19 protein-coding genes are annotated in these 19,906 nt (G+C 73.0%); 9 read left to right on the forward strand and 10 right to left on the reverse strand.

The annotated features are described in order from the left end of the window. Positions 1-2 precede the first annotated feature (2 nt). Entirely contained in the window at positions 3-2,306 is a 2,304-nt protein-coding gene (locus tag MBSD_RS04040) for a transferrin receptor-like dimerization domain-containing protein (RefSeq protein ID WP_062535301.1), read from the forward strand. Positions 2,307-2,412: 106 nt separating this feature from the next. Further along, complete coding sequence (locus MBSD_RS04045) at positions 2,413-3,237, forward strand: hypothetical protein (RefSeq protein WP_062535303.1); 825 nt, start codon at positions 2,413-2,415, stop codon at positions 3,235-3,237. On the opposite strand, the gene MBSD_RS04050 is transcribed toward MBSD_RS04045, so the two are convergent. From MBSD_RS04050 to MBSD_RS04060, 3 genes are all read right to left on the reverse strand, one after another. Continuing rightward, a complete protein-coding gene (locus MBSD_RS04050) occupies positions 3,231-3,713 on the reverse strand; it encodes an FKBP-type peptidyl-prolyl cis-trans isomerase (RefSeq protein WP_062535305.1) in 483 nt (160 codons plus the stop codon). The two genes, MBSD_RS04045 and MBSD_RS04050, sit on opposite strands and share 7 nt — an antisense overlap. A gap of 114 nt (positions 3,714-3,827) precedes the next feature. Continuing rightward, positions 3,828-4,232, reverse strand: coding sequence for a hypothetical protein (locus MBSD_RS04055; protein WP_148667806.1), 405 nt, complete (start codon positions 4,230-4,232; stop codon positions 3,828-3,830). Further along, entirely contained in the window at positions 4,229-5,863 is a 1,635-nt protein-coding gene (locus tag MBSD_RS04060) for a L,D-transpeptidase family protein (RefSeq protein WP_082306460.1), read from the reverse strand. Before MBSD_RS04060 ends, MBSD_RS04055 begins: the two co-directional genes overlap by 4 nt. A 109-nt stretch (positions 5,864-5,972) precedes the next feature. On the opposite strand from MBSD_RS04060, the gene MBSD_RS04065 reads away from it, so the two are divergent. From MBSD_RS04065 to MBSD_RS04075, 3 genes are all read left to right on the forward strand, one after another. Further along, entirely contained in the window at positions 5,973-6,698 is a 726-nt protein-coding gene (locus MBSD_RS04065; protein WP_062535311.1) for a murein L,D-transpeptidase catalytic domain family protein, read from the forward strand. 68 nt (positions 6,699-6,766) lie between these two features. Continuing rightward, entirely contained in the window at positions 6,767-7,621 is an 855-nt protein-coding gene (locus MBSD_RS04070) for an RNA polymerase sigma-70 factor (RefSeq protein WP_062535313.1), read from the forward strand. Between the two features lie 148 nt (positions 7,622-7,769). Beyond that, the gene (locus MBSD_RS04075) at positions 7,770-8,318 is read left to right on the forward strand and encodes a carboxymuconolactone decarboxylase family protein (protein ID WP_062535314.1); all 549 of its coding nucleotides are present in this window, start codon (positions 7,770-7,772) and stop codon (positions 8,316-8,318) included. 190 nt (positions 8,319-8,508) lie between these two features. On the opposite strand, the gene MBSD_RS04080 is transcribed toward MBSD_RS04075, so the two are convergent. Continuing rightward, on the reverse strand, positions 8,509-10,110 hold the full coding sequence (locus MBSD_RS04080) for a S10 family peptidase (RefSeq protein ID WP_062535316.1): 1,602 nt from the start codon (positions 10,108-10,110) through the stop codon (positions 8,509-8,511). Between the two features lie 221 nt (positions 10,111-10,331). Here MBSD_RS04080 and MBSD_RS04085 point away from each other — a divergent pair, with 221 nt between their 5' ends. Then, on the forward strand, positions 10,332-11,918 hold the full coding sequence (locus MBSD_RS04085; protein WP_062535318.1) for a tetratricopeptide repeat-containing sulfotransferase family protein: 1,587 nt from the start codon (positions 10,332-10,334) through the stop codon (positions 11,916-11,918). Between the two features lie 32 nt (positions 11,919-11,950). On the opposite strand, the gene MBSD_RS04090 is transcribed toward MBSD_RS04085, so the two are convergent. The 4 genes from MBSD_RS04090 to MBSD_RS04105 form a co-directional block, all read right to left on the reverse strand. Continuing rightward, entirely contained in the window at positions 11,951-12,262 is a 312-nt protein-coding gene (locus MBSD_RS04090; protein WP_062535319.1) for a hypothetical protein, read from the reverse strand. An 81-nt stretch (positions 12,263-12,343) separates the two neighbouring features. Next, positions 12,344-12,601, reverse strand: coding sequence for an RNA recognition motif domain-containing protein (locus tag MBSD_RS04095; protein ID WP_062535321.1), 258 nt, complete (start codon positions 12,599-12,601; stop codon positions 12,344-12,346). Positions 12,602-12,669: 68 nt separating this feature from the next. Beyond that, the gene (locus tag MBSD_RS04100) at positions 12,670-12,879 is read right to left on the reverse strand and encodes a cold-shock protein (protein WP_062535324.1); all 210 of its coding nucleotides are present in this window, start codon (positions 12,877-12,879) and stop codon (positions 12,670-12,672) included. Between the two features lie 247 nt (positions 12,880-13,126). Then, complete coding sequence (locus MBSD_RS04105) at positions 13,127-13,474, reverse strand: GFA family protein (RefSeq protein WP_062535326.1); 348 nt, start codon at positions 13,472-13,474, stop codon at positions 13,127-13,129. A gap of 180 nt (positions 13,475-13,654) precedes the next feature. Between MBSD_RS04105 and rlmC the strand changes: the two genes are divergently transcribed. Further along, positions 13,655-14,728: a 23S rRNA (uracil(747)-C(5))-methyltransferase RlmC gene (rlmC, locus tag MBSD_RS04110; RefSeq protein WP_237071741.1), complete on the forward strand. Its 1,074-nt coding sequence runs from the start codon at positions 13,655-13,657 to the stop codon at positions 14,726-14,728. After that, a complete protein-coding gene (locus tag MBSD_RS04115; protein WP_272898332.1) occupies positions 14,725-16,050 on the forward strand; it encodes a TIGR03862 family flavoprotein in 1,326 nt (441 codons plus the stop codon). The genes rlmC and MBSD_RS04115 overlap by 4 nt, the downstream gene beginning before the upstream one ends. Here the strand turns inward: MBSD_RS04115 and MBSD_RS04120 are convergent. Further along, positions 15,983-16,588: a rhomboid family intramembrane serine protease gene (locus MBSD_RS04120; RefSeq protein WP_062535330.1), complete on the reverse strand. Its 606-nt coding sequence runs from the start codon at positions 16,586-16,588 to the stop codon at positions 15,983-15,985. The two genes, MBSD_RS04115 and MBSD_RS04120, sit on opposite strands and share 68 nt — an antisense overlap. A 199-nt stretch (positions 16,589-16,787) precedes the next feature. Between MBSD_RS04120 and MBSD_RS04125 the strand changes: the two genes are divergently transcribed. Beyond that, positions 16,788-18,599 (forward strand): tetratricopeptide repeat protein, encoded by a 1,812-nt coding sequence (locus MBSD_RS04125; RefSeq protein ID WP_062535332.1) that lies wholly within the window; start codon positions 16,788-16,790, stop codon positions 18,597-18,599. Positions 18,600-18,640: 41 nt separating this feature from the next. Here MBSD_RS04125 and MBSD_RS04130 read toward each other — a convergent pair. Continuing rightward, the coding region (locus MBSD_RS04130) for a YkgJ family cysteine cluster protein (RefSeq protein ID WP_237071742.1) at positions 18,641-19,906 on the reverse strand (1,266 nt) is incomplete at its 5' end.

A 19,906-nucleotide genomic window follows, 5' to 3' on the forward strand; every position in this document is an offset into this window, starting at 1 on the left:
CGATGCCTCATGCCTTCAGTCGTTTCGCCGGCCGCGCGCTCGCGGCGGCCGTTTTCGCCGCCGCGGTCGGCGCGGCGGCCGCGGCGGACGCCGATGCGCCGCTGTACGGATTCGGCGCCGCCGGCGCCGCGGCGCAGCGCAGCCTCGAAGCGCGCTTCGACGCGCAGTTGAATCCGGCCGACCTGCGCGCCTGGATGCAGACGCTGGCCGCCGAGCCGAACCAGGTCGGCTCGCCGCACGACAAGGCCAACGCCGAATACGTGCTGCAGCAGTTCCGCGACTGGGGCTGGGACGCGCGCATCGAGACCTTCGACGTGCTGTATCCGACGCCGAGGTCGGAGACGCTGGAGCTGGTCGCGCCGACCCGCTACACCGCCGGCCTGAAGGAGCCGCCGGTGGAAGGCGATGCCTCCTCGGCGCGCACCGCCGGCGCGCTGCCGCCCTACCTGATCTACGGCGGCGACGGCGACGTGACCGCCGAGCTGGTCTACGTCAACTACGGCATGCCGGACGACTACGAGGAACTGGCGCGCCACGGCATCGACGTCAAGGGCAAGATCGTCATCGCCCGCTACGGCGCCGGCTGGCGCGGCCTGAAGCCGAAGCTGGCGTACGAACACGGCGCGATCGGCTGCATCATCTATTCCGATCCGCACGACGACGGCTACGGCCCCGGCGACGTCTATCCGAAGGGCGGCTGGCGCCCGCCGGAAGGCGTGCAGCGCGGCTCGGTGGCCGACATGCCGATCGCCTCGGGCGATCCGCTGACGCCCGACGTCGGCGCCACCAAGAACGCCAAACGGCTGGCGATCAAGGACGCCAAGACGATCCTGAAGATCCCCACCCTGCCGATCTCCTACGCCGACGCGCAGCCGCTGCTGGCCGCGCTCGGCGGCGACACCGTGCCGGCGAAGTGGCGCGGCGCGCTGCCGATCACCTACCACTTCGGCCCCGGCCCGGCCAAGGTGCACCTCGCGGTGCAGTCCGACTGGAGCCGCAAGACGCTGTACGACGTGATCGCCACCCTGCCGGGCTCGCAGTATCCCGACCAGTGGGTGATGCGCGGCAACCACCGCGACGGCTGGGTGTTCGGCGCCTGGGATCCGTTGAGCGGCCACGTGGCGATGATGGCCGAGGCGAAGGCGATAGGCGCGCTGGTCAAGTCCGGCTGGAAGCCGAAGCGCACGCTGGTCTACGCCAGCTGGGACGGCGAAGAGGCCGGCCTGCTCGGCTCCACCGAATGGGCCGAGACGCACGCCGCCGAACTCAAGCGCAAGGGCGTGCTGTACGTCAACTCCGACACCAACGTGCGCGGCTTCCTCGACATGGGCGGCAGCCATGCGCTGCAGGGCCTGATGAACCAGGTCGCCGCCGACGTGCGCGATCCGGAAACCGGCGTCAGCGTGCTCGAGCGCAAGCGTGCGAAGATCGAGGTCGACGGCTACGCCAAGGACGCCGGCGCCGAGCAGAAGGCGCTCGCCAAGCGCGTGGCCGACGGCGAACTGCCGCTGCAGGCGCTCGGCTCCGGCTCCGACTTCACGCCGTTCCTGCAGCACCTCGGCATCGCCTCGCTGAACCTCGGCTTCGACGGCGAGGACGAACAGGCCGGCGTGTACCACTCGGTGTACGACACCTTCGAGCACTACGTGCGCTTCGGCGATCCCGACTTCGCCTACGGCGTCGCGCTGGCCAAGCTCGCCGGCCGCGCGGTGCTGCGCGTGGCCGACGCCGACGTGCTGCCGCTGCGCTTCGGCGACGTCGCCGACACCTACGGCCGCTACGTCGAGGAGCTGCACAAGCTGGCCGACGACGAGCGCGAGCGCAGCGTCGCGCTGGACCGCCTGCTCGATGCGCACGCGTTCACGCTGGCCGCCGACCCGAAACATGCCAGCGCGCCGCCGCCGCGCGAGGACGCCGTGCCCTACCTCGACCTCGCGCCGCTGGACAACGCGATGGTGCGCCTGCGCGCCAGCGCCAAGGCGTTCGACGCCGCCTACGCCGCAGCGGCGCAGAAGGACCTCGCACTGGCCGAGGCGCAGCGCAGCCGCGTCGACGCCCTCCTGCAGGGCATCGAGCAGACGCTGATCGATCCTCGGGGCCTGCCCGGCCGGCCCTGGTACAAGCACATGATCTACGCGCCCGGCCTGCACACCGGCTACGGCGTGAAGACGATGCCGGGCGTGCGCGAGGCGATCGAGGAACGCCACTGGGACGACGCCAACCGCTACGCCGCCGTGATCGCCAAGGCCCTCGACGGCTACAGCGCCCGGCTCGACGAGGCGACCGCCGCGCTGGGCGGCCGCTGATCCCCGCACGCGCGCCGCGGCACGCCGTCGCGGCGCATCGTCGTCACCCGCCACGCGCTACCCTTGCGCGGCACGCGCGCCGCGTCCGCGCAAGGGAGGGCTATCCATGGCCGTGCATGCCGCCATGCGCCGCGCAGTCCGGCCGGCGCTGGCCCTGTCCGCCGCACTGCTGCTGGCCGGCTGTCTGTACCACGGCGTCGTGCGCCGGCCGCTGCCCACGCGCCTGTTCGCCGCGCCGCAGCCCGGCGATGCGCGCGTGCTCGTGGTCGTGCTGCCGGGACGCGGCGACAGCCTCGCCGCGCTCGAACGCTCGGGCATCGTCGCGGCGGTCCAGGAAGCGTGGCCGAACGCCGACGTCGTGCTCGCCGGCGCCGGCATGGCGTATTACCGCGCCGGGCAGATGCCGAAGGTCCTGCGCGAGGACGTGATCCTGCCCGCGCACGCGCGCGGCTACCGCGCGCTCTGGCTGATCGGCGCCTCGCTCGGCGGCATGGGCGAGGTGCTGTATGCGCGCGATCATGCGTCGGAGATCGACGGCATGATCATGCTGGCGCCCTATCTCGGCGAGGCCCGCATGGCCGATGCGATCCGCGCCGCCGGCGGCCTCGCCGCGTGGGACCCCGGCCCGCCGCCGCCGGGCATCGACGGTCGCAACTACCAGCGCGAGCTGTGGCGCACCGTGCAGGGCTGGCGCGCACGGCCCGGCTTCGCCGCCCGCGTCTGGGTCGGCTGCGGCAGCGACGACGCGTTCGCGCGCAACCTGCCGGCGCTGCGCGCAGCGCTGCCCCCGGGCCACGTGATCGAGCAGCCCGGCGGGCACCGCTGGAGCGTATGGGTGGCGTTGACGCGGCGCCTGCTGCGGCGGATCGGCGATCCGCTCGCGCCTGCGAAAGACGGCGCGCGCGACGCGCGCCGCGACGCGCTTCAGTGATGGTGGCCGCCGGCGCCGTGCACGTGGCCGTGCAGCACTTCCTCGACGGTCGCCTCGCGCACCTCGGTCACCTCGATGGCGAAGTGCAGCGTCACACCGGCCAGCGGATGGTTGCCGTCGACGGTGACGTCGTCGCCGTCGATGCGGGTGACCACCACCGACAGCGGGCCGTGCTCGGTCTGCGCGCTGAACTGCATGCCGGGCTCGAGCTGCATCACGCCCTGGAACGCCGCGCGCGGCACCACCTGCACCAGCTGCTCCACGCGCGGGCCGTAGCCTTCCTCCGGGGCGACCTCGACGTCGAAGGTGTCGCCCGCGCGGCGCCCCGCCAGCGCCTTCTCCAGGCCCGGCACGATGTTGCCCGCGCCGTGCAGATAGGCCAGCGGTTCGCGGCCCGCGGACGAGTCCAGCACCTCGCCGGCGTCGTTGGTCAGCGTGTAATGGAAGGAAGCGACGCAGCGCTCGGCGATCTGCATGGAAAACCTCGGGGAAATGGCTGGGGGCCGCGCTCGGCGCGGAAGCGGAAGCGATGGAGGAACGGCTAGGCTAGGCCACGGCGCCGCGCCGCGCAACCGTGGACAGGCGCGCATTCATTCCGGACCGACCCGCAGCCACAGCTCGGCGGCGCGCTCGTCGTGGAACACGCGCACGTCGAAGCCGGCCTCGCGGGCGAAGATCTCGCCGTGCTCCACCTGCGGCACGTGCGCCAGATCGGCCTCGACGTAGGCCACGCGCACGCCCTCGAAACCTTCGCCGCGCAGCAGTTGCACCAGCTGGAACAGCTCCGCCGGCGGCGGCGGCTCGCCGCTCATCGTGTCCACCACCAGCAGCCGCCGCGGCCGGCGCGCGCGCACTTCCGCGGCGATCGCCCGCCAGTAGGCGAGCGTGGTCTCCAGGGTGCCGTTCACGCCGGCGACCTCGGCGCGCAGCACGCCCCGCCGCTGCACGAACGCCAGCCGGAACGGCGGCGCGGGGTCGTTGGATTCCATGCTCATGGCCCCATGGCAGTCGCCGGCCGGGCGTCGAGGGCGTGCAGCAGTTCCGCATCGCGCGCGTAGACGTCGGGCTTGTAGGCGACGCGGCCGTCCGGCAGCACGTGCACGGTCCAGTACGCCAGCAGCAGCGGCACCGGCCTGGCCAGGTGGACGGTGCGCGTCTCGCCGGTGGCGATCGCCGCATCGATCGCCGCGCGGTTCCACCGCTGCGGATCGTCGAGCAGGCGTTCCACCAGTTCCAGCGGGCGCTCGACGCGGATGCAGCCGGAACTGAAAGCGCGCTGCCCCGCGCCGAACAGCTCCGTGTGCGGCGTGTCGTGCAGGTACACCGCATACGGGTTGGGAAAGCGGATCACCACGCGGCCCAGCGAGTTCCATGGGCCGGCGTCCTGGCGCAGCGTGATGCCCTTCGGGTTCTTCCAGTTCACCCGTTCCGGCGGCACCTCGCGGCCGCCGGCGTCCAGCGCGCGGAAGCGGTTGGCGGCGAGGTAGCCCGGGTTGCGCCGCACCTTCGGCAGGATGTCCTCGCGCAGGATCGTCGGCGGCACCGTCCAGGTCGGGTTGAAAGTGACGTAGGTGATCTCCGACTTGAACTCCGGCGTGCGCCGGTACGGGCGGCCGACCACCACGCGCGAACGCCATGCCGGCTGCGCGCCCTTGAAGTAGGTGATGCCGTAACCGGCGATGTCCACCAGCACGAAATCGCCGCGGATCTGGTGCAGCAGCCAGCGCGCGCGCTCCAGGTTGACGCGCAACTGCGCGATGCGCGCCTGCACCGGCACGTTCAGCGCCGCGCGCGTGGCGGGTCCGACGGCGCCGTCCGCGTCCAGATACTGCTCGCGCTGGAAGCGGCGCACCTCGGCGGCCAGCGCCGCGTCGAAGAAGTCCTCGCCCGCCCCGCCCCGCGCCGGCGCCGCCGCATCGCCCGCCGCCGCATCGACGGCGAGGCGCCGGCGCAGCAGCGCCACGCGCGGGTCGCGCACGCCCTCGCGCAGCGTCGGCCCCGCGGGAATGGCCGGCCAGCCGCCTTGCGCCGCGATCGCGCGCAGGCGGCGCAGCGCCTCGCGCAACCAGCCGTACAGCGGATGCTGCGGACGCGCCTGCGCGAAGGCGTCCTCGATGCGGCCGCCGTCCACCGCCGCCAGCGCCGCCTGCAGGCCCTGCTCGCCGTCGAGGTCGCGCGGCTCGACGTTCCAGCGCGGGTCGAGGCTGCGCGGATCGACCTTGCCGCGGTAGAGGTGCAGCAGCGCGGTGAGGTAGGCGCGCGTCGCGCGCAGGTCGGCGTCGGCGCGCGCGGTCGCGTCGTCGGCACCGGCCACATCCGCCGCTGGCGCCCGGGCCAGCGCGTCGACGCCGTAGTCGCGCGGGTCGAGGCCGTCGCCGGCCAGCCGGCGCAGCGCGGCCACCAGCGCGTCGCGACGCCCCGGCGCCTCCCAGGCCGGCGCGAAAGCGCGCCGCTGATAGAACGCCATCAGCCCGTCGGCCAGGCGCACGCCGTTCACCGGCGGCGCGGCCGCGGCGACCTCCTGCGCCTGTTCGAGACGTTCGCGCAGGCGCTCGCCGACCCCGCCGCCCGGCGCTTGCGCGACGGCGCCCGCGGCAACGCCCAGCAGCGCGACGACGCCGGTCATCCGCAACAGCCTTCCGATCCCGCGCACCTGCCGCTCCTGCGTGCCGCCGCGCCGCGATGTGAACCGCGTTAACGCAATTTGAGCGGCTCGTCCCTAGCATAGCGCGCCGATGCCCAAGACCTCGCTCCCCTGGCGCCGCCTGGCGCCCGTGCTGCTGGCGTGTTTTTGCGCGCCCGCCTGCGCCGACGACACGCTGGCGCAGGCGCTGAGCGCCGCCGCGCCGAACGCCGACCCCGCCGTGATCGACCTCGCCGTGCGCGCGCAGGACTGCGCCGTGCGCGAGGGCGAGCCGGCGCCGCAGCGCCTCGCGGTGATCGACTACTCGCGGCCTTCCACCGTGCCGCGGCTGTGGGTGTTCGACCTGAACCGGCAGAAGCTGCTGTTCGAGGAACTGGTGGCACACGGCCGCAACAGCGGCGACAACCTCGCACGCAGCTTTTCCAACGCGCCGGGCAGCCTCGAATCCAGCCTGGGCCTGTTCCGCACGCTCGACACCTACAGCGGCCGCAACGGCTATTCCCTGCGCATGGACGGGCTGGAGCCCGGCGTCAACGACAACGCGCTGGAGCGCGCGCTGGTCATCCACGGCGCGCCCTACGTCAGCGCGGAGACGGCGCGGCGTCAGGGCCGCCTGGGACGGAGCTGGGGCTGCCCGGCGGTGCGCCCGGCGGTCGCGCGCCGACTGATCGACACGCTGAAGGGCGGGCAGATGGTGTTCTCCTACTACCCCGACACGCGCTGGCTGCGCGCCTCGCCGTACCTGCGCTGCGACGGCCGTCCGCTGGCGGCCGCCGCGCGGCCGCGCAGCTCCGGCCGCAGCGCCGCCGCGCGCTGAGCCGCGCGACGCTGTCACATCCGCCGCCGCCGCGGCGTCCTGGCGGCGGAATTCCCGGAAGCCCGGCCATGGACACCCCGTTCGAACGCCACCGCGAGCGCCTGTTCGGCCTCGCCTACCGCATGCTCGGCACGCGCGCCGACGCCGAGGATGCCGTGCAGGACGCCTGGCTGCGCTGGCGCCAGGCCGACCAGGCCGCCATCCAGGACCCCGAGGCCTGGCTGGTCACCACCACCACGCGGCTGTGCATCGACCGCCTGCGCAGCGCGCGCCGCGAACGCGAAGCCTATGTCGGTCCCTGGCTGCCGGAACCGCTGGCGGCGGGCACGGTGGCGTCGCCGCAGGACGCGGTCGAACTGGCCAACGACGTCTCGCTGGCGTTCCTCGCGGCGCTGGAACGGCTGGCGCCGGAGGAGCGCGCGGCGCTCCTGCTGAAGGACGTGTTCGACTACGACCACGCCGCGATCGCCCAGCTGCTCGGCAAGAGCGAAGCGGCGTGCCGGCAGATCGTGCATCGCGCGCGCGAGCGCGTGCGCGGCGAACGGCCGCGCCGCGCGGTCGACCGCGCCACCCACCGCCACCTGCTGGAACGCTTCCTCGACGCCGCCAGCCGCGGCGACCACGACGCGATCGTCGAGCTGCTGGCCGCCGACGCGCGCTTCACCGCCGACAGCGGCGGCAAGGTCCCCTCAGTCAAGCGCGTGCTGTTCGGCAACGAGCGCATCGCCCGCCTGTTCCGCGGCGTCGCCCGCCTGGTCGGCGGGCGCTTGACCTGGCGCATCGCCGAGATCAACGGCGAGCCCGGCATCGTGCGCGAGCTGGACGGCCAGGTGCATTCGGCGCTGTGCGTGGTCTGCGACGGCGAGCGCATCGTCGAGATCCTGCAGGTGATGAATCCGGACAAGCTGCAGGCGCTGCGCTAGGGCTGCTCTCGCTGTCGGCCCGCATCCCTTCGACGCGTCGGTGACGCCCACGCCGCATGGAGCGGAGCATCCCAGGCGTCACATCGCGCCTTGCGGCGACGTCCACGCGGGGGAAGGCGGCCGCCGCGGCCGCCACGATCGACCGACCATGACACCCCTGCTGCCACCCATCGAACGCCCCACCAACCCGCTGCTGCGCCTCCTCTACGCCTGGTCGCGCCGCCGCTACGGCAAGGTGCTCGCGCCGCTGAAGGTGATTTATGCGCGCAAGCCGCGGCTGGCCGCGCTGGCCGGTCGCATCGTGCGCACGCAGGAGCGGCTCTCGCTGGAGCCCGAGCTGCGCCTGCTGGTGCAGGCACGCGCCTCGCAGCTGAACGGCTGTGCGTTCTGCCACGACGTTGCGCTGGCCCAGGCGCTGCAACGCAAGCTCGGCATGCAGCGCTTCCTCGCCCTGGATGGCAGCGGCGACGCGGCGCCGTTCAGCGCCCGCGAACGCGCCGCGCTGGCGCTGGTCGAGGACGCGACGCTGCGCCGGCGCATCTCGCCGGCCACGTGGCAAGCGGTACGCGCCCACTTCAGCGAGACCGAGATCGTCGAACTGGTCTGGCTGAACGCCGCGGAGAATTACTTCAACCTGCAGGCCGCCGTGCTGGAAGTCGGTTCCGACGGCCTCGCCGCGGCGCTGGAAGCCGCCTGAGGGACGCGGCCGCGGCGGCGTGCCGGGGCGCCGCGGCCGCGCGTCGACGGCCGCGGCATCGCCGGGCCGGCCGCGGCGATCGGCGCGATCGACGCGCGCAACCGCATCGTCGTCGGCATGCGGGCGCCGGTCCCGGCCCGGGCCGGCGGGAAGCGGACGCGGCCGTCGCGCCGGCCGCGCCCGCCGCCGCTCAGCGGGCGACGTTGTCGGTAGCCTCGATGAAGCGCGCGACGTTGTCGTGCAGCTCCTTCAGCGACGCCTCGTGCGCGTACACCATGTGCCCCGACGGGTAGTACGCCATGGAGATGTTCTTGCGCAGGCTGTCCGGGATCGGCAGGTGGTTCAGCTCGTACTCGGCGGCGAAGAACGGCGTCGCCAGGTCGTAGTAGCCGCCGTTCATGAACACTTTGAGGTCCGGGTTGTACTTCATCGCCACCGCCAGGTCCGGGATCACGTTGGTCGACTGCTGCAAGGCCTCGTGCGCGCCCGGCGCCTTGTGCGAGAAGTCCCAGTGGTCGATGTCGGCGAACAGCCGGTAGCTCTGCCCCTGGCCGAACTTGAGCTGCTTGCGCACGTAATCGTTGAACGCCGAAACGTAGGCGGAGCTGATCGCCGCCGACTGCGGGTCGTACTCGGCCTCCTTGCTCAGCGGGTCCATCGTCGGCCCGGAGAAGCGCGTGTCGAGGCGGCCGGTGGTGATGTCGCCGTCGATCTGCAGTTCGTGCTCGAACATGCCGCCGCTGACGCGCAGGTCCGCCTTCAGCAGATAGTCCACCGGCAGGCCGGTGTACCGGTGCAGCCTCTCGGCCACCGCCTGCCTGCGCGAGGCATCGAGCGTGGAACCGGCCAGCAGCGCCTGCGCGTAGTCACCCAGCGCGAACTGCTCGACCTCCTTCAGGAACGGCTCCAGCTGCGCCGGCTGCTGCGGCAGCTTGTGGTGATACCAGGCGGTCGCGGCGAAGGTCGGCAGGCCGAGCACGTAGGGCAGATCCACGCCCGGGTTGTTCTCCGGGCCGTCGATGCTGGTGTCGAAGCTGAGGATCTGCGAGAGCAGGATCACACCGTTCAGGTCGACGCTGTCCTCGGTTTGCAGCACGGCCGCCAGCGCCGCCGAGCGCGTGGTGCCGTAGCTCTCGCCGAACAGGTATTTCGGCGAATTCCAGCGGCCGTACTTGGACAGGAACTGGGTGATGAACTGGGCGAACGCGTGGACGTCGCCGTCGACGCTGTAGAACTCCTTCTTGCGCTCCTTCATCAGCGCGTCGCGCTTGTCCTTGTCGCCGGCGTCGGCGACCAGTCGGCTGAAGCCGGCGCCCGGCGCGTCGATGAACACCAGGTCGCTCGCGTCCAGCAGGCTGTAGGCGTTGTCGACCAGCTTGTAGGGCGCGGGCGCGGTGTGCGTGTCGTCGGCGGTGACCACGCGCTTCGGTCCGAACGCGCCCATGTGCAGCCACACCGTCGCCGAGCCGGGGCCGCCGTTGTAGAGGAAGGTGATCGGACGCTTGCCGGCGTCCGCGCCCTTCTTGAAATAGGCGACGTAGAAAAGGCTCGCCTTGGGCTCGTGCTCCTCGTCGCCCTTGCCGTGCAGCACCAGCGTGCCGGCCACCGCCTTGTAATCGACGCGGCGCCCTTCCACCACGATCGAACCCTCCGACTCGGATTGCTGCGGCTGGGTCAGCGCGGCCTCGGGTTTGGCCGCTTCCGCGGCCGGCTCGGCCTTGTCCTTGGCGAAAGCAGGGGTGACGGCGGCGCAAAGCGCGGCGATGGCGATGCAGAGCGGAAGCCTGCGCATGGAGACTCCTTCGGTGGCATGCGTGGAAACCGACGCGCATGGACTGCCCTTGCGCGCGACAGTTCCGCAGCATGAGCCATGCGCCCCGGCGCGCTCATGCGCCGGAAGTCACCCGCTGCGCGGATTCCGCGGCAGGCGAACGCCGGACGCGGCCGCCGCGCTTCGATGCGGTAACCTGAAGCACCGCCGCATCCGCCGCACCAAGGCAACGCCCCGCCTGCATGGACACCTCCGCCGCCGATCTCTGGACGCACGCCCAGCGCCTGCTGGCGCAACGCCGGACCGACGACGCCCGCCGATGGCTGCAAGCGCTGGTCGCGCGCGAACCCGGACACGCGGCGGCGCACGCGCAATTGGGCGGCATGGCGCTGGCGCGCGGCCGCCTGCGCGCCGCCGCGGCGCATGCGCTGACCGCGAGCGCGCATCTGCCGGCCGATGCCGACGTGATCGGCGCCATCGCGCAGCTCCTCTACCACTGCGGCGAAAGCCGCGCGGCGATGGCCTGCCTGCAGCATCCCGCCATCGCGGCCGCCCGCGACGCCCCGACGCTGCAACGCCTGGCCGGCCTGCTGCAGATGCTCGGCGACCAGCAAGGCGCGCTGAGCCTGCTCGACCGCGCGCGCGACGCCGGGGCCGACTCCGCCGAGTTGCGCTACGCCCGCAGTCTGCAGCTCACCTTCTGCGGCCGCCTCGACGAGGCCGAAGCCGAACTGCGGACATGCCTGGCCCGCGCGCCGGCCCTCGGTCGCGCTTGGTACGACCTGGCGCGCCTGCGCCGCCACGCCGCCGACGACGACCTGCCGGCGCGGATCCGCGCCAACGCGGCCGCGGTGCCGCCGGGAAGCGATGACCACGCCGCGCTGGAGTTCGCGCTGTTCAAGGCGCACGACGATCTGGACCAGCGCGAGGACGCATGGACGGCGCTGATGCGCGGCTGCGCGCTGAAGCGCGCGCGCGTCGACTACGACGCCGCGCGCGAACGCGCGCTGTTCGACGCCCTCGTCGCCCGCTGCGACGCGCGCTTCCTCGCCGCCGCGGACGCGCCGCGGCACGACGGTCCGACGCCGATTTTCATCGTCGGCCTGCCGCGCAGCGGCACCACCCTGCTGGAACGCGTCCTCGCCGGCCATTCGCAGGTGGCCGCCGCCGGCGAGCTGCCCGATTGGCCGCGCCAGTTGCAATGGGCCGCCGATCATCGCGCCCACGAAGTGCTGGACGGCACGCTGCTGGCGAAGCTCGACGGCGCCGAGTTCGCGGAGATCGGTAGGCGCTATCTCGACCGGACGCAATGGCGCGCCGGCGGCAAGGCCTTCTACGTCGACAAGCTGCCGTCCAACTTCCTGCTGGCGGGATTCATCCATCGCGCGCTGCCGCATGCGCCGATCGTGCACCTGGCGCGCGAACCGCTGGACGCCTGCTTCGCGATCCTGAAGACGTTCTTTCCGCACGCGTATCCGTACAGCTATGCGCCGGCAGACATCGCCGCGCACTACGCGCAGTACCGGCGGCTGATGGCGCACTGGCACGCGGCCATGCCGGGGCGCATCCTGGACGTGTCCTACCGCGCGCTGGTCGAGGACCCCGCCGCCACCGCCGCGGCGGTGCTGGCGCATTGCGGCCTGGCGCTGGAACCGGCCTGCCTCGCCCCCGAGCGCAACCCCGCCGCCGCCGCCACGCCCAGCGGCGCCCAAGTGCGCGCGCCCATCCATCGGCATGCGCTGCGGCAATGGCGTCGCTACGAGACGCCGCTCGCGCCGCTGCGCACGGCGCTTGCGCCCTGGCTCGACGCCGGCGCCGGCCCGGGTTGAGGCGGCGCTCCGCCGCGCACCGCACCCGAGGTTCAGCGGTGCCGGCGGCGGTCGTCGTCGCGGTCGCGGTGCCGGTCGTGACCGCCGCGCCAGCGGTGGCGGCCGTCGTAGTCGCGGTAGTAGAGGCCGATGCCGAGGGACGGCCCGTAATAGCAGCACCACGGGTCGGAGTACGGCGCGGAGTAGTAGGCGGGACCGATGTCCTCGTAGATCACTTCGCCGCGACGATGGTAGGCGTCGCCGTAGTAGCCGCCGCGCACGTAGCCGTAACCGGGGTCGTAGACGCAGCCCGCCAGCGGCGCGAGCGCAGCGGCGAGCAGGAGGGGAAAATACGTGCGTCGCATGGCGCACCTCCCGCGGAGGTCACGCCTGCAGGTTGGGGCCGCCGGCTTGAATGCGGCCTGAGCCCGGTCTGAACGCCGCGATCAGCGGCGGCGGCCGCGCAGTTCCGACTTCAGGCCGACGCGGATCGAGGCGTTGCCGTGGAACGAGCCGTCCAGCGCGGCGATCGCGGCGCGCGCCTCGTGGCCTTCCATCTGCACTTCGGCGAAGCCGCGGCACTCGCCGGAGAACAGGTCGCGCGCCAGGCGCAGGCCGTGCACGCGGCCGTGCGCGGCGAACATCGCGGCGAGCGCCTGCTCGGTCATCTCGCGCGGCAGGCCGCGCACGCTCAGGGTCAGCATGTTGCACCTCCGGAAAAAAAGACGCCGGGCGGACGAGTCCGCCCGGCGTCCTGGACAACCCCAGGGGCTCAGGCCACCTGGACCTGGTCGGCCTGCAGGCCCTTCGGGCCCTTGACCACCACGAAGCTCACCTTCTGGCCTTCCTGCAGCGACTTGAAGCCGTTGCCCTGGATGGCGCGGAAGTGCACGAACAGGTCCTCGCCGCTCTCCGGGGTGATGAAGCCGAAACCCTTGGCGTCGTTGAACCACTTGACGGTACCGATCTTACGATCCGACATGACTAACTCCTTGAAACACAAACGATGAATGAACGAAGAAACGCAGCCGCGGGACGTCCGGGCCGGTACTGGGGTTGCAGGGAGTGAGCGAGGCGAATCGATGAAGCGATCGGAGGGATCAACCGCATCGGGTCACAATGCACCGTGACCCTAGCAATCACAGCGGGCGACACCTTACACGGTTTCGCGGCGAAAAGCGAACGCGCCGCGCGGCTGCGGTTCAGCTTGCGCGGCGCGCGCCTGCGCGTCAGAGGCTGCGTCCGTCGACGTGCACGACCTGCAAGGCGCCCGGATCGACGCCTTCGAGGCAACGCACGTTGACCGCCGCCCGCGCCGCGCCGGTCTTGTCGGTGGCCTCGCCGAACGGCGCGCAGCCGCAGTTCGGGCAGAAGTGGTGCTGGATGACGTGCTTGTTGAAGGTGTAGGTGGCCATCGCCTCGGCCGGCGTCTTCAGCCGCAACTGCTCGCGCCCGACGAACCACAGCAGGTAACCCTTGCGGCTGCAGTGCGAGCAGTTGCAATCCATCACCTTGCCGATCTCGCCTTCGACCTCGAAAGCGATGCGTCCGCAGTGACAACTGCCTTGGTAGATCATGGCGGTCTTCCGTACAGGGAAACGTGCCGCGCTGGATAGCAAAACCGGCCGCATGCCGGCAAGACCGGCGCCATGACCGGCGCGCGCACCTGCTAGCATGGCGCGGTTCGTTCCAGCCGCACCCCCATGCACTGCGCCTACCACGCCGCGGGCCGCTGTCGTTCCTGTACGCGCCTCGACATGCCCTACGCCGACCAGCTCGCGGCCAAGGACCGGCACTGCCGCAGCCTGCCGGCCGCGCACGCGGACGTCGTCTGGCTGCCGCCGGTCGCCAGCCCGGAAGCGGGTTTCCGCAACAAGGCCAAGATGGTCGTCGGCGGCAGCGTCGACGCGCCGCGGCTGGGCATCCTCGACGCGGCCGGCGGCGCCGTCGATCTCTCCGCCTGCCCGCTCTACCCCGCCGCGCTGCAGGCCGCCTTCGCGCCGGTCAAGGCCTTCATCGGCGCCGCCCGCATCGCGCCCTACGACGTCGCGCAGCGCCGCGGCGAACTGAAGCACGTGCTGGCGACGCTCGCCCGCGACAGCGGCGCGCTGATGCTGCGCTTCGTGCTGCGTTCGCGCGAGCCGCTGGCGCGCATGCGCCGGCACCTGCCCGGACTGCTGGCCGCGCTGCCGGCGCTGCGCGCCGTCTCCGCCAACCTGCAACCGGTGCACCAGGCGGTGCTGGAAGGCGACGAGGAGATCGCGCTGACCGCGCAGCAGCACCTGACCATGCGCGTCGACGGCCTGCCGCTGCACTTGCGCCCGCGCAGCTTCTTCCAGACCAACGACGCGGTCGCCGCCGCGCTGTATCGACAGGCACACGAATGGGCGCGCGAACTGGCGCCCGCCGAAGTCTGGGATCTGTATTGCGGCGTCGGCGGCTTCGCCCTGCGCTGCGCCGACGGCGCGCGCGCGGTGGTCGGCGTCGAGACCAGCGCCGAGGCCGTCGCCAGCGCCGAGCGCAGCCGCGACGAGCTCGGCCTCGCCCACGTGCGCTTCGTCGCCGCCGACGCCACCGCGTTCGCGCTGGGCGCCGCTCGGGCCCCGGATCTGGCCGTCGTCAATCCGCCGCGGCGCGGCCTCGACTCCGCGCTGTGCGCCTGGCTGGACGCGAGTCCGGTGCGCGCGGTGATCTATTCGAGCTGCAACGCCGAGACGCTGGCGCGCGACCTCGCGCGCATGCCGCGGCTGCGCCTCGCGCGCGCCCGCGTGCTGGACATGTTCCCGCACACCGCCCACTACGAGGCGGTCACGCTGCTGGTGCGCGCGTGAGCGTCGACGCCGTCCGCGATCGCGTCGCACTCGCCGTCGTCGGCGGCGGCCCGGCCGGGCTGATGGCCGCGGAGACGGCGCGCGCGGCCGGCGTCGAAGTCGACCTCTACGAAGGCATGGGCTCGGTCGGCCGCAAGTTCCTGCTGGCCGGCAAGGGCGGGCTGAACCTGACGCACGGCGAACCGTTCGATGCCTTCGTCGCGCGCTACGGCGAGCGCAGCGCCGCGGTACGGCGCTGGCTGGAGGCTTTCGATGCCGACGCGCTGCGCGCCTGGGCGCGCGGCCTCGGCGTGGAAACCTTCGTCGGCAGCTCGGGGCGCGTGTTCCCTGCCGACCTCAAGGCCGCGCCCTTGCTGCGCGGCTGGGTGCGCCGCCTGCGCGAACGGGGCGTGCGCTTCCACGTGCACCACCGCTGGCTGGGCTGGGATGCGGACGGCGCGCTGCGCTTCGCCACGCCCGCCGGCGAGCGCCGCGTGCAAACCCACGCGACCGTGCTGGCGCTGGGTGGCGCGAGCTGGCCGGAGCTGGGCGCCGACGGCGCGTGGACGGCGATCCTCGAAGCCGCGGAGGTGCCGGTGGCGCCGCTGCGGCCGTCGAACTGCGGCTTCGAGGTCGGCTGGAGCGCGCACTTCGCCGAACGTCACGCCGGCGCGCCGGTCAAGCCGGTGGCGATCGCGTGGCGCGACGGCGAGGGCCAGGTGCTGCGCCGCCAGGGCGAGTTCGTCGTCACCGCCGCGGGCGTCGAGGGCAGCCTGATCTACGCGCTGTCGGCGCCGCTGCGCGACGCCATCGCGAAGCATGGGCAGGCGGAGATCCGGCTCGACCTCGCCCCCGACCGCGAGGCCGCGTGGCTGGCGGACGCGCTGGCGCGTCCGCGCCGCGGCCGCTCGCTGAGCGAACATCTGCGCCGCACGATCGGCTTCGCCGGCGTGCGCGCCGCCCTGCTCTACGAGCGCCTGCCGCGCGAGACGCTGGCCGATCCCGCGACGCTGGCCGCCGCGATCAAGGCGCTGCCGCTGACCCTGCAGCGCACGCGCCCGATCGCCGAGGCGATCAGCACGGCCGGCGGCGTGCGCCTCGAGGCGCTGGACGAACACCTGATGCTGCGCGCGCGTCCCGGCACCTTCTGCGCCGGCGAGATGCTCGACTGGGAAGCGCCGACCGGCGGCTACCTGCTGACCGCCTGCTTCGCCGGCGGACGCATCGCCGGCAACGGCGCCGTCGCCTGGCTGCGCGCGCGGACCCGAGGCGGCGTCAGAACGGCGGCCGCGCCAGCTGGTCGAGGAAACGCGCCAGCAGGCGCGGCTCCATCGCCAACGTGAAGGCGACGCCGTAGGCCGCGCCCCACAGGTGCGCGCTGTGGTTGATGCTGTCGGTGCCGCGTCGGTCCATGTAGATCGAATAGCCGACGTACAGCACGGCATAGAGGATCGCCGGCAACGGAAAGAAGAACACGAAGATCGTCGCCCACGGCTGCACCAGGATGAAGGCGAACAGCACCGCCGACACCGCGCCCGACGCGCCGAGGCTGCGGTAGCCGGAGTTTTCGCGGTTCTGCGCGTAGGTCGGCAGGATCGACGCCACCAGCGCGCCGGCGTAGAACAGCAGGTAGCCGGGGCCGCCCAGGTAGCGCATGTACAGCCCCTCCATCGCGCGCCCGAAGAAGTACAGCGTGATCATGTTGAACAGCAGGTGCTGGCCGTCGGCGTGCACCAGCCCGTAGCTGAGCAGACGGTAGTACTGGCGCTGCCGCGCGATCGCCGGCGGCCACAGGATCAGGCGCTGCAGCAGTGCGTCGTTGCGGAACGCGAGGAACGAGACCGCGCAGGTCGCGGCGATGATCAGCAGGGTGAGGCTCATGGGGGATCCTGCGGCCGAATCGCCCCTCTTTTAACCGATCGCGCCGGCCGTCGCGACCCGTCTTGCCATCGCCGCCCGCACCGACCACACTCGGCCGAGGTTCGTGCGCCTCGGGGGAGGCGGCCATGTGCCTGATCGCAGTCCGGTCGGCGGCGGGGGCCGCGCACCGGGCCATCGTCCACGCCCGGCGGACGCGCCGATGAACGCGCGCGCGCCGCTGCCGCTGCAACATCTGCAGGCTGCCGCCCTGCTGCTGCGGCACGGGCGTTTCGAGCAGGCGCGCGATCTGCTCGAGCAGACCCTGCGGATCGAGCCGCGCCTGGCGGAGGGTTACGCCCTGCTCGCCGCCGCGCTGCGCGCGCTGGGCGACATCGCGGGCGTCGAACGCGCGCTGCGCCGTGCCGTGACGATGGAGCCGCAGCGCATTCCGCCGCGCCTGGCGCTAGGCGAGCTGCTGACGGAAACGGGGCGGCACGCCGAAGCCGAAGCGCTGCTGCGCGAGGCCCTCGCCGCCAGCGGCCGCCATCCGCGCGCCGTGGTCGCGCTGGCGCGCCTGCTGCTGGCGCGCAACCGCGCGGACGAGGCGCTGGCATTGTGCGCGGCGCATGTCGACGCGCGTCCGAGCGCCGAACTGCTGAACGAATACGGCCGCGCGCTGCAGGCCCTGCAGCGCATGGACGAGGCGTTGGCGGCGTTCCGCCGCGCGACCGAACTCGAACCGGCCAACGGCGTGCTGGAACACAATCTGGCGGCGGCACTGGAAGCGGCCGGTCGCCATGCCGAAGCCGCCGCGGCGGAGCGACGCGCGCGCGCCAAGGGCGTCGACGCGCCGCAGGCCTGGTTCGTCCTCGGCTGCGCGGAACTGGGCACAGGCCGTTACGACGAAGCGGAGGCCGCGCTGCGCGAGGCGGTCCGCCGCGCACCCGCCTACGTCGACGCCCAGCGCGAGCTGGCGCAACTGCTGTGGATGCGCAGCGGCGACGCCACGGCCGCCTGCGCCGAACTCGACGCCGCGCTGCGCCGGCAGCCGGACGCGCAGCCGCTGCTGGCGCTGAAGTCCGCGCTGCTGACCGCCGCCGGCGACCACGCCGCCGCCTACGCCACGCTCGCCGATGCCGCCGCACGTGCCGACGCGGGGCTCGAATTGCACTCCGCCGCCTGCGCGGCCGCCCTGAGCCTCGATCCGGAACGCGCCGTGCGCCACGCCGAGCGCGCGCTCGCGCTCGCACCCGACGAGGCCGAGGTCGCGGCCATGCTGGGCGACGCGCTGCTCGCCGCAGGCCGCGCCGCCGACGCGGAAAGGGTGGCGGCGACGGCGCTGACGCGCTCGCCTTTCGAGCAGCACCTGCTCGCGGTGCAGGCCACCGCCTGGCGCCTGCTCGGCGATCCCCGCTACCGCGAACGCTGCGACTATGCGCGGATGGTGCGCAGCTGGACGCTGGACACGCCGCCCGGCTGGCCGGACCTGCCGCGCTATCTCGCCGACCTGGCCGCCGGCCTGCACCGCCTGCACGGGTTGCACACCCATCCGGTGGGGCAGTCGCTGCGGCACGGCACGCAGACCACGCAGAACCTGCTGCTGAGCGAGGATGCGGCGGTCCGTGCGTTCTTCCAGGCCATCGACGGGCCGATCCGCCGCCACCTCGCCGCGCTGGGGGCGGGCGAGGATCCGCTGCGCTGCCGCAACACCGGACGCTATGCGCTGCGCGGCGCCTGGTCGGTGCGGCTGCGCGCGCACGGGCACCATGTCGACCATGTGCACCCGCAGGGCTGGCTGTCGTCGGCCTGCTACATCGACCTGCCGCCGGCCATGCGCGACGGCGATCGCGCCGGCTGGCTGCGGTTCGGCCAGCCCGGCCTGCGCACGCGCCCGCCGCTGGAAGCGGAGCACTACGTCCGCCCCGAGCCCGGCATGCTGGTGCTGTTCCCCTCCTACATGTGGCACGGCACCCTGCCCTTCACGGGCGAGGGGACGCGCCTGGTCGTCGCCTTCGACGTGATCCCGGCCTGACTCGCATCGCGCGCGACTCGTGCGGCGCCTGAACGCGCCGGTCAGGCCGCGGGCACCGGCGCGATCGTCTTCGCCATCGCCTGCAGCGTCTCGCCGCCAGCGCCGGCGAGGATGGCCTCGAGTTTCGCCTCGCCCCGCTCGTCCAGCAGTTCGAGCAGCACCTTCTCGAGCTGCAGGTTGAACAGCGCCAGGATGCGCGCGTGCGCGCCGTCGGCCAGTCCGACCTGCTGGCTCGCGGCATCGACCTGCGCCAGCCCCGCTCGCTCGAGGATGCCGATCGCCGCGCGCATGAACATCAGCCGCGCCGGCTCGACGCGCGGCGAATAGCCGAGCGCCAGCGACACCGAATAGCCCGGCGGCGGTTGCGACAGATCGCCTTGCTCGAACACGCGCCGGCAGGCGGCGAGATCCTGCGAATTGAACACGCGGCAGGCCAGCGGCCGCGCTTCGTACACGCCGCAGCCGCCGTCGTCCTGCAGGAACACGCACGGAATGCGCTGGCGGATGCGGTCCGCGTCGGTCGCGTGCGCCGACAGCTTCGCCAGCACGGACCGGCAGCGCTCGAGCAGCGCCGCGCGCTGCTCGGCGGTCCACGCCCGGCGGACGTGCTCGACCAGCGGCGCCGCCTCGAACACGCTCATCGCCACCGTCTGCACACAGCACCAGTGGCAGCCCTTGCGACAGGCAGGGCGACCGCCCTGCGCTGCGATGGCGGCGTAAGCGCGATCGACCGTCTCGGCGGCGGCGCGGCTGAGCCCGCTCGCGTTCGCCGGCGTCGGTTCTTTCAGGAAACGTGCTTCGGCACGCTCGATGTCGCGCAGCGCGCCGCCCGTTCCCGTGTTCGCAGTCGTCATCGGCCGCCCCGCCGGCGTGTTGGCCCTCGCGCGACCGATTGTCGAAAGCCGGTCGTCGCCGGTCAAACGCCGCGCCCTGCGCCGCCCGAACGATGCCGCCGTCGCGAACGCCCGTTGCGGCCAGCGGAAACGCGTTGCGCGTGCGTGCGCATGCCGTCTCCCATCGTTCCTTGCGTCGGCGCCATACGGACGCAACGGCGCGGCGAGCGGCCGCCGCGCGCCTCCGCCGTCGATGTGCGCGTCGCGCGGGGTGTATGCTGCCGCGTCACGTATGCGATCCATCGCGAGCCTCGGGAGATCGCCTTGCGCACCACGCTCCTTCCCTTGCTGCTCTCCGTCCTGGCGCTGGCGGCCTGCCAGCCGACGGTGACGACCAGGCCCGGCCCCGCGCCGCAACCCGCCCCCGCGCCGGCCACACCGCCGCCTGCCGCGCCCGCCCCACCGCCGGCGCCG

The organism is Mizugakiibacter sediminis, assembly GCF_000953855.2.
In the GTDB taxonomy this organism is placed as follows: Bacteria; Pseudomonadota; Gammaproteobacteria; order Xanthomonadales; family Rhodanobacteraceae; genus Mizugakiibacter; species Mizugakiibacter sediminis.

Excerpts from the sequence above, each read along its gene's own strand:
- MBSD_RS04040 (WP_062535301.1), top strand. The coding sequence starts at position 3 with ATGCCTCATGCCTTCAGTCGTTTCGCCGGCCGCGCGCTCGCGGCGGCC.
- MBSD_RS04045 (WP_062535303.1), top strand. The coding sequence starts at position 2,413 with ATGGCCGTGCATGCCGCCATGCGCCGCGCAGTCCGGCCGGCGCTGGCC.
- MBSD_RS04050 (WP_062535305.1), bottom strand. The coding sequence starts at position 3,713 with ATGCAGATCGCCGAGCGCTGCGTCGCTTCCTTCCATTACACGCTGACC.
- MBSD_RS04055 (WP_148667806.1), bottom strand. The coding sequence starts at position 4,232 with ATGAGCATGGAATCCAACGACCCCGCGCCGCCGTTCCGGCTGGCGTTC.
- MBSD_RS04060 (WP_082306460.1), bottom strand. The coding sequence starts at position 5,863 with ATGACCGGCGTCGTCGCGCTGCTGGGCGTTGCCGCGGGCGCCGTCGCG.
- MBSD_RS04065 (WP_062535311.1), top strand. The coding sequence starts at position 5,973 with ATGCCCAAGACCTCGCTCCCCTGGCGCCGCCTGGCGCCCGTGCTGCTG.
- MBSD_RS04070 (WP_062535313.1), top strand. The coding sequence starts at position 6,767 with ATGGACACCCCGTTCGAACGCCACCGCGAGCGCCTGTTCGGCCTCGCC.
- MBSD_RS04075 (WP_062535314.1), top strand. The coding sequence starts at position 7,770 with ATGACACCCCTGCTGCCACCCATCGAACGCCCCACCAACCCGCTGCTG.
- MBSD_RS04080 (WP_062535316.1), bottom strand. The coding sequence starts at position 10,110 with ATGCGCAGGCTTCCGCTCTGCATCGCCATCGCCGCGCTTTGCGCCGCC.
- MBSD_RS04085 (WP_062535318.1), top strand. The coding sequence starts at position 10,332 with ATGGACACCTCCGCCGCCGATCTCTGGACGCACGCCCAGCGCCTGCTG.
- MBSD_RS04090 (WP_062535319.1), bottom strand. The coding sequence starts at position 12,262 with ATGCGACGCACGTATTTTCCCCTCCTGCTCGCCGCTGCGCTCGCGCCG.
- MBSD_RS04095 (WP_062535321.1), bottom strand. The coding sequence starts at position 12,601 with ATGCTGACCCTGAGCGTGCGCGGCCTGCCGCGCGAGATGACCGAGCAG.
- MBSD_RS04100 (WP_062535324.1), bottom strand. The coding sequence starts at position 12,879 with ATGTCGGATCGTAAGATCGGTACCGTCAAGTGGTTCAACGACGCCAAG.
- MBSD_RS04105 (WP_062535326.1), bottom strand. The coding sequence starts at position 13,474 with ATGATCTACCAAGGCAGTTGTCACTGCGGACGCATCGCTTTCGAGGTC.
- rlmC (WP_237071741.1), top strand. The coding sequence starts at position 13,655 with ATGCCCTACGCCGACCAGCTCGCGGCCAAGGACCGGCACTGCCGCAGC.
- MBSD_RS04120 (WP_062535330.1), bottom strand. The coding sequence starts at position 16,588 with ATGAGCCTCACCCTGCTGATCATCGCCGCGACCTGCGCGGTCTCGTTC.
- MBSD_RS04125 (WP_062535332.1), top strand. The coding sequence starts at position 16,788 with ATGAACGCGCGCGCGCCGCTGCCGCTGCAACATCTGCAGGCTGCCGCC.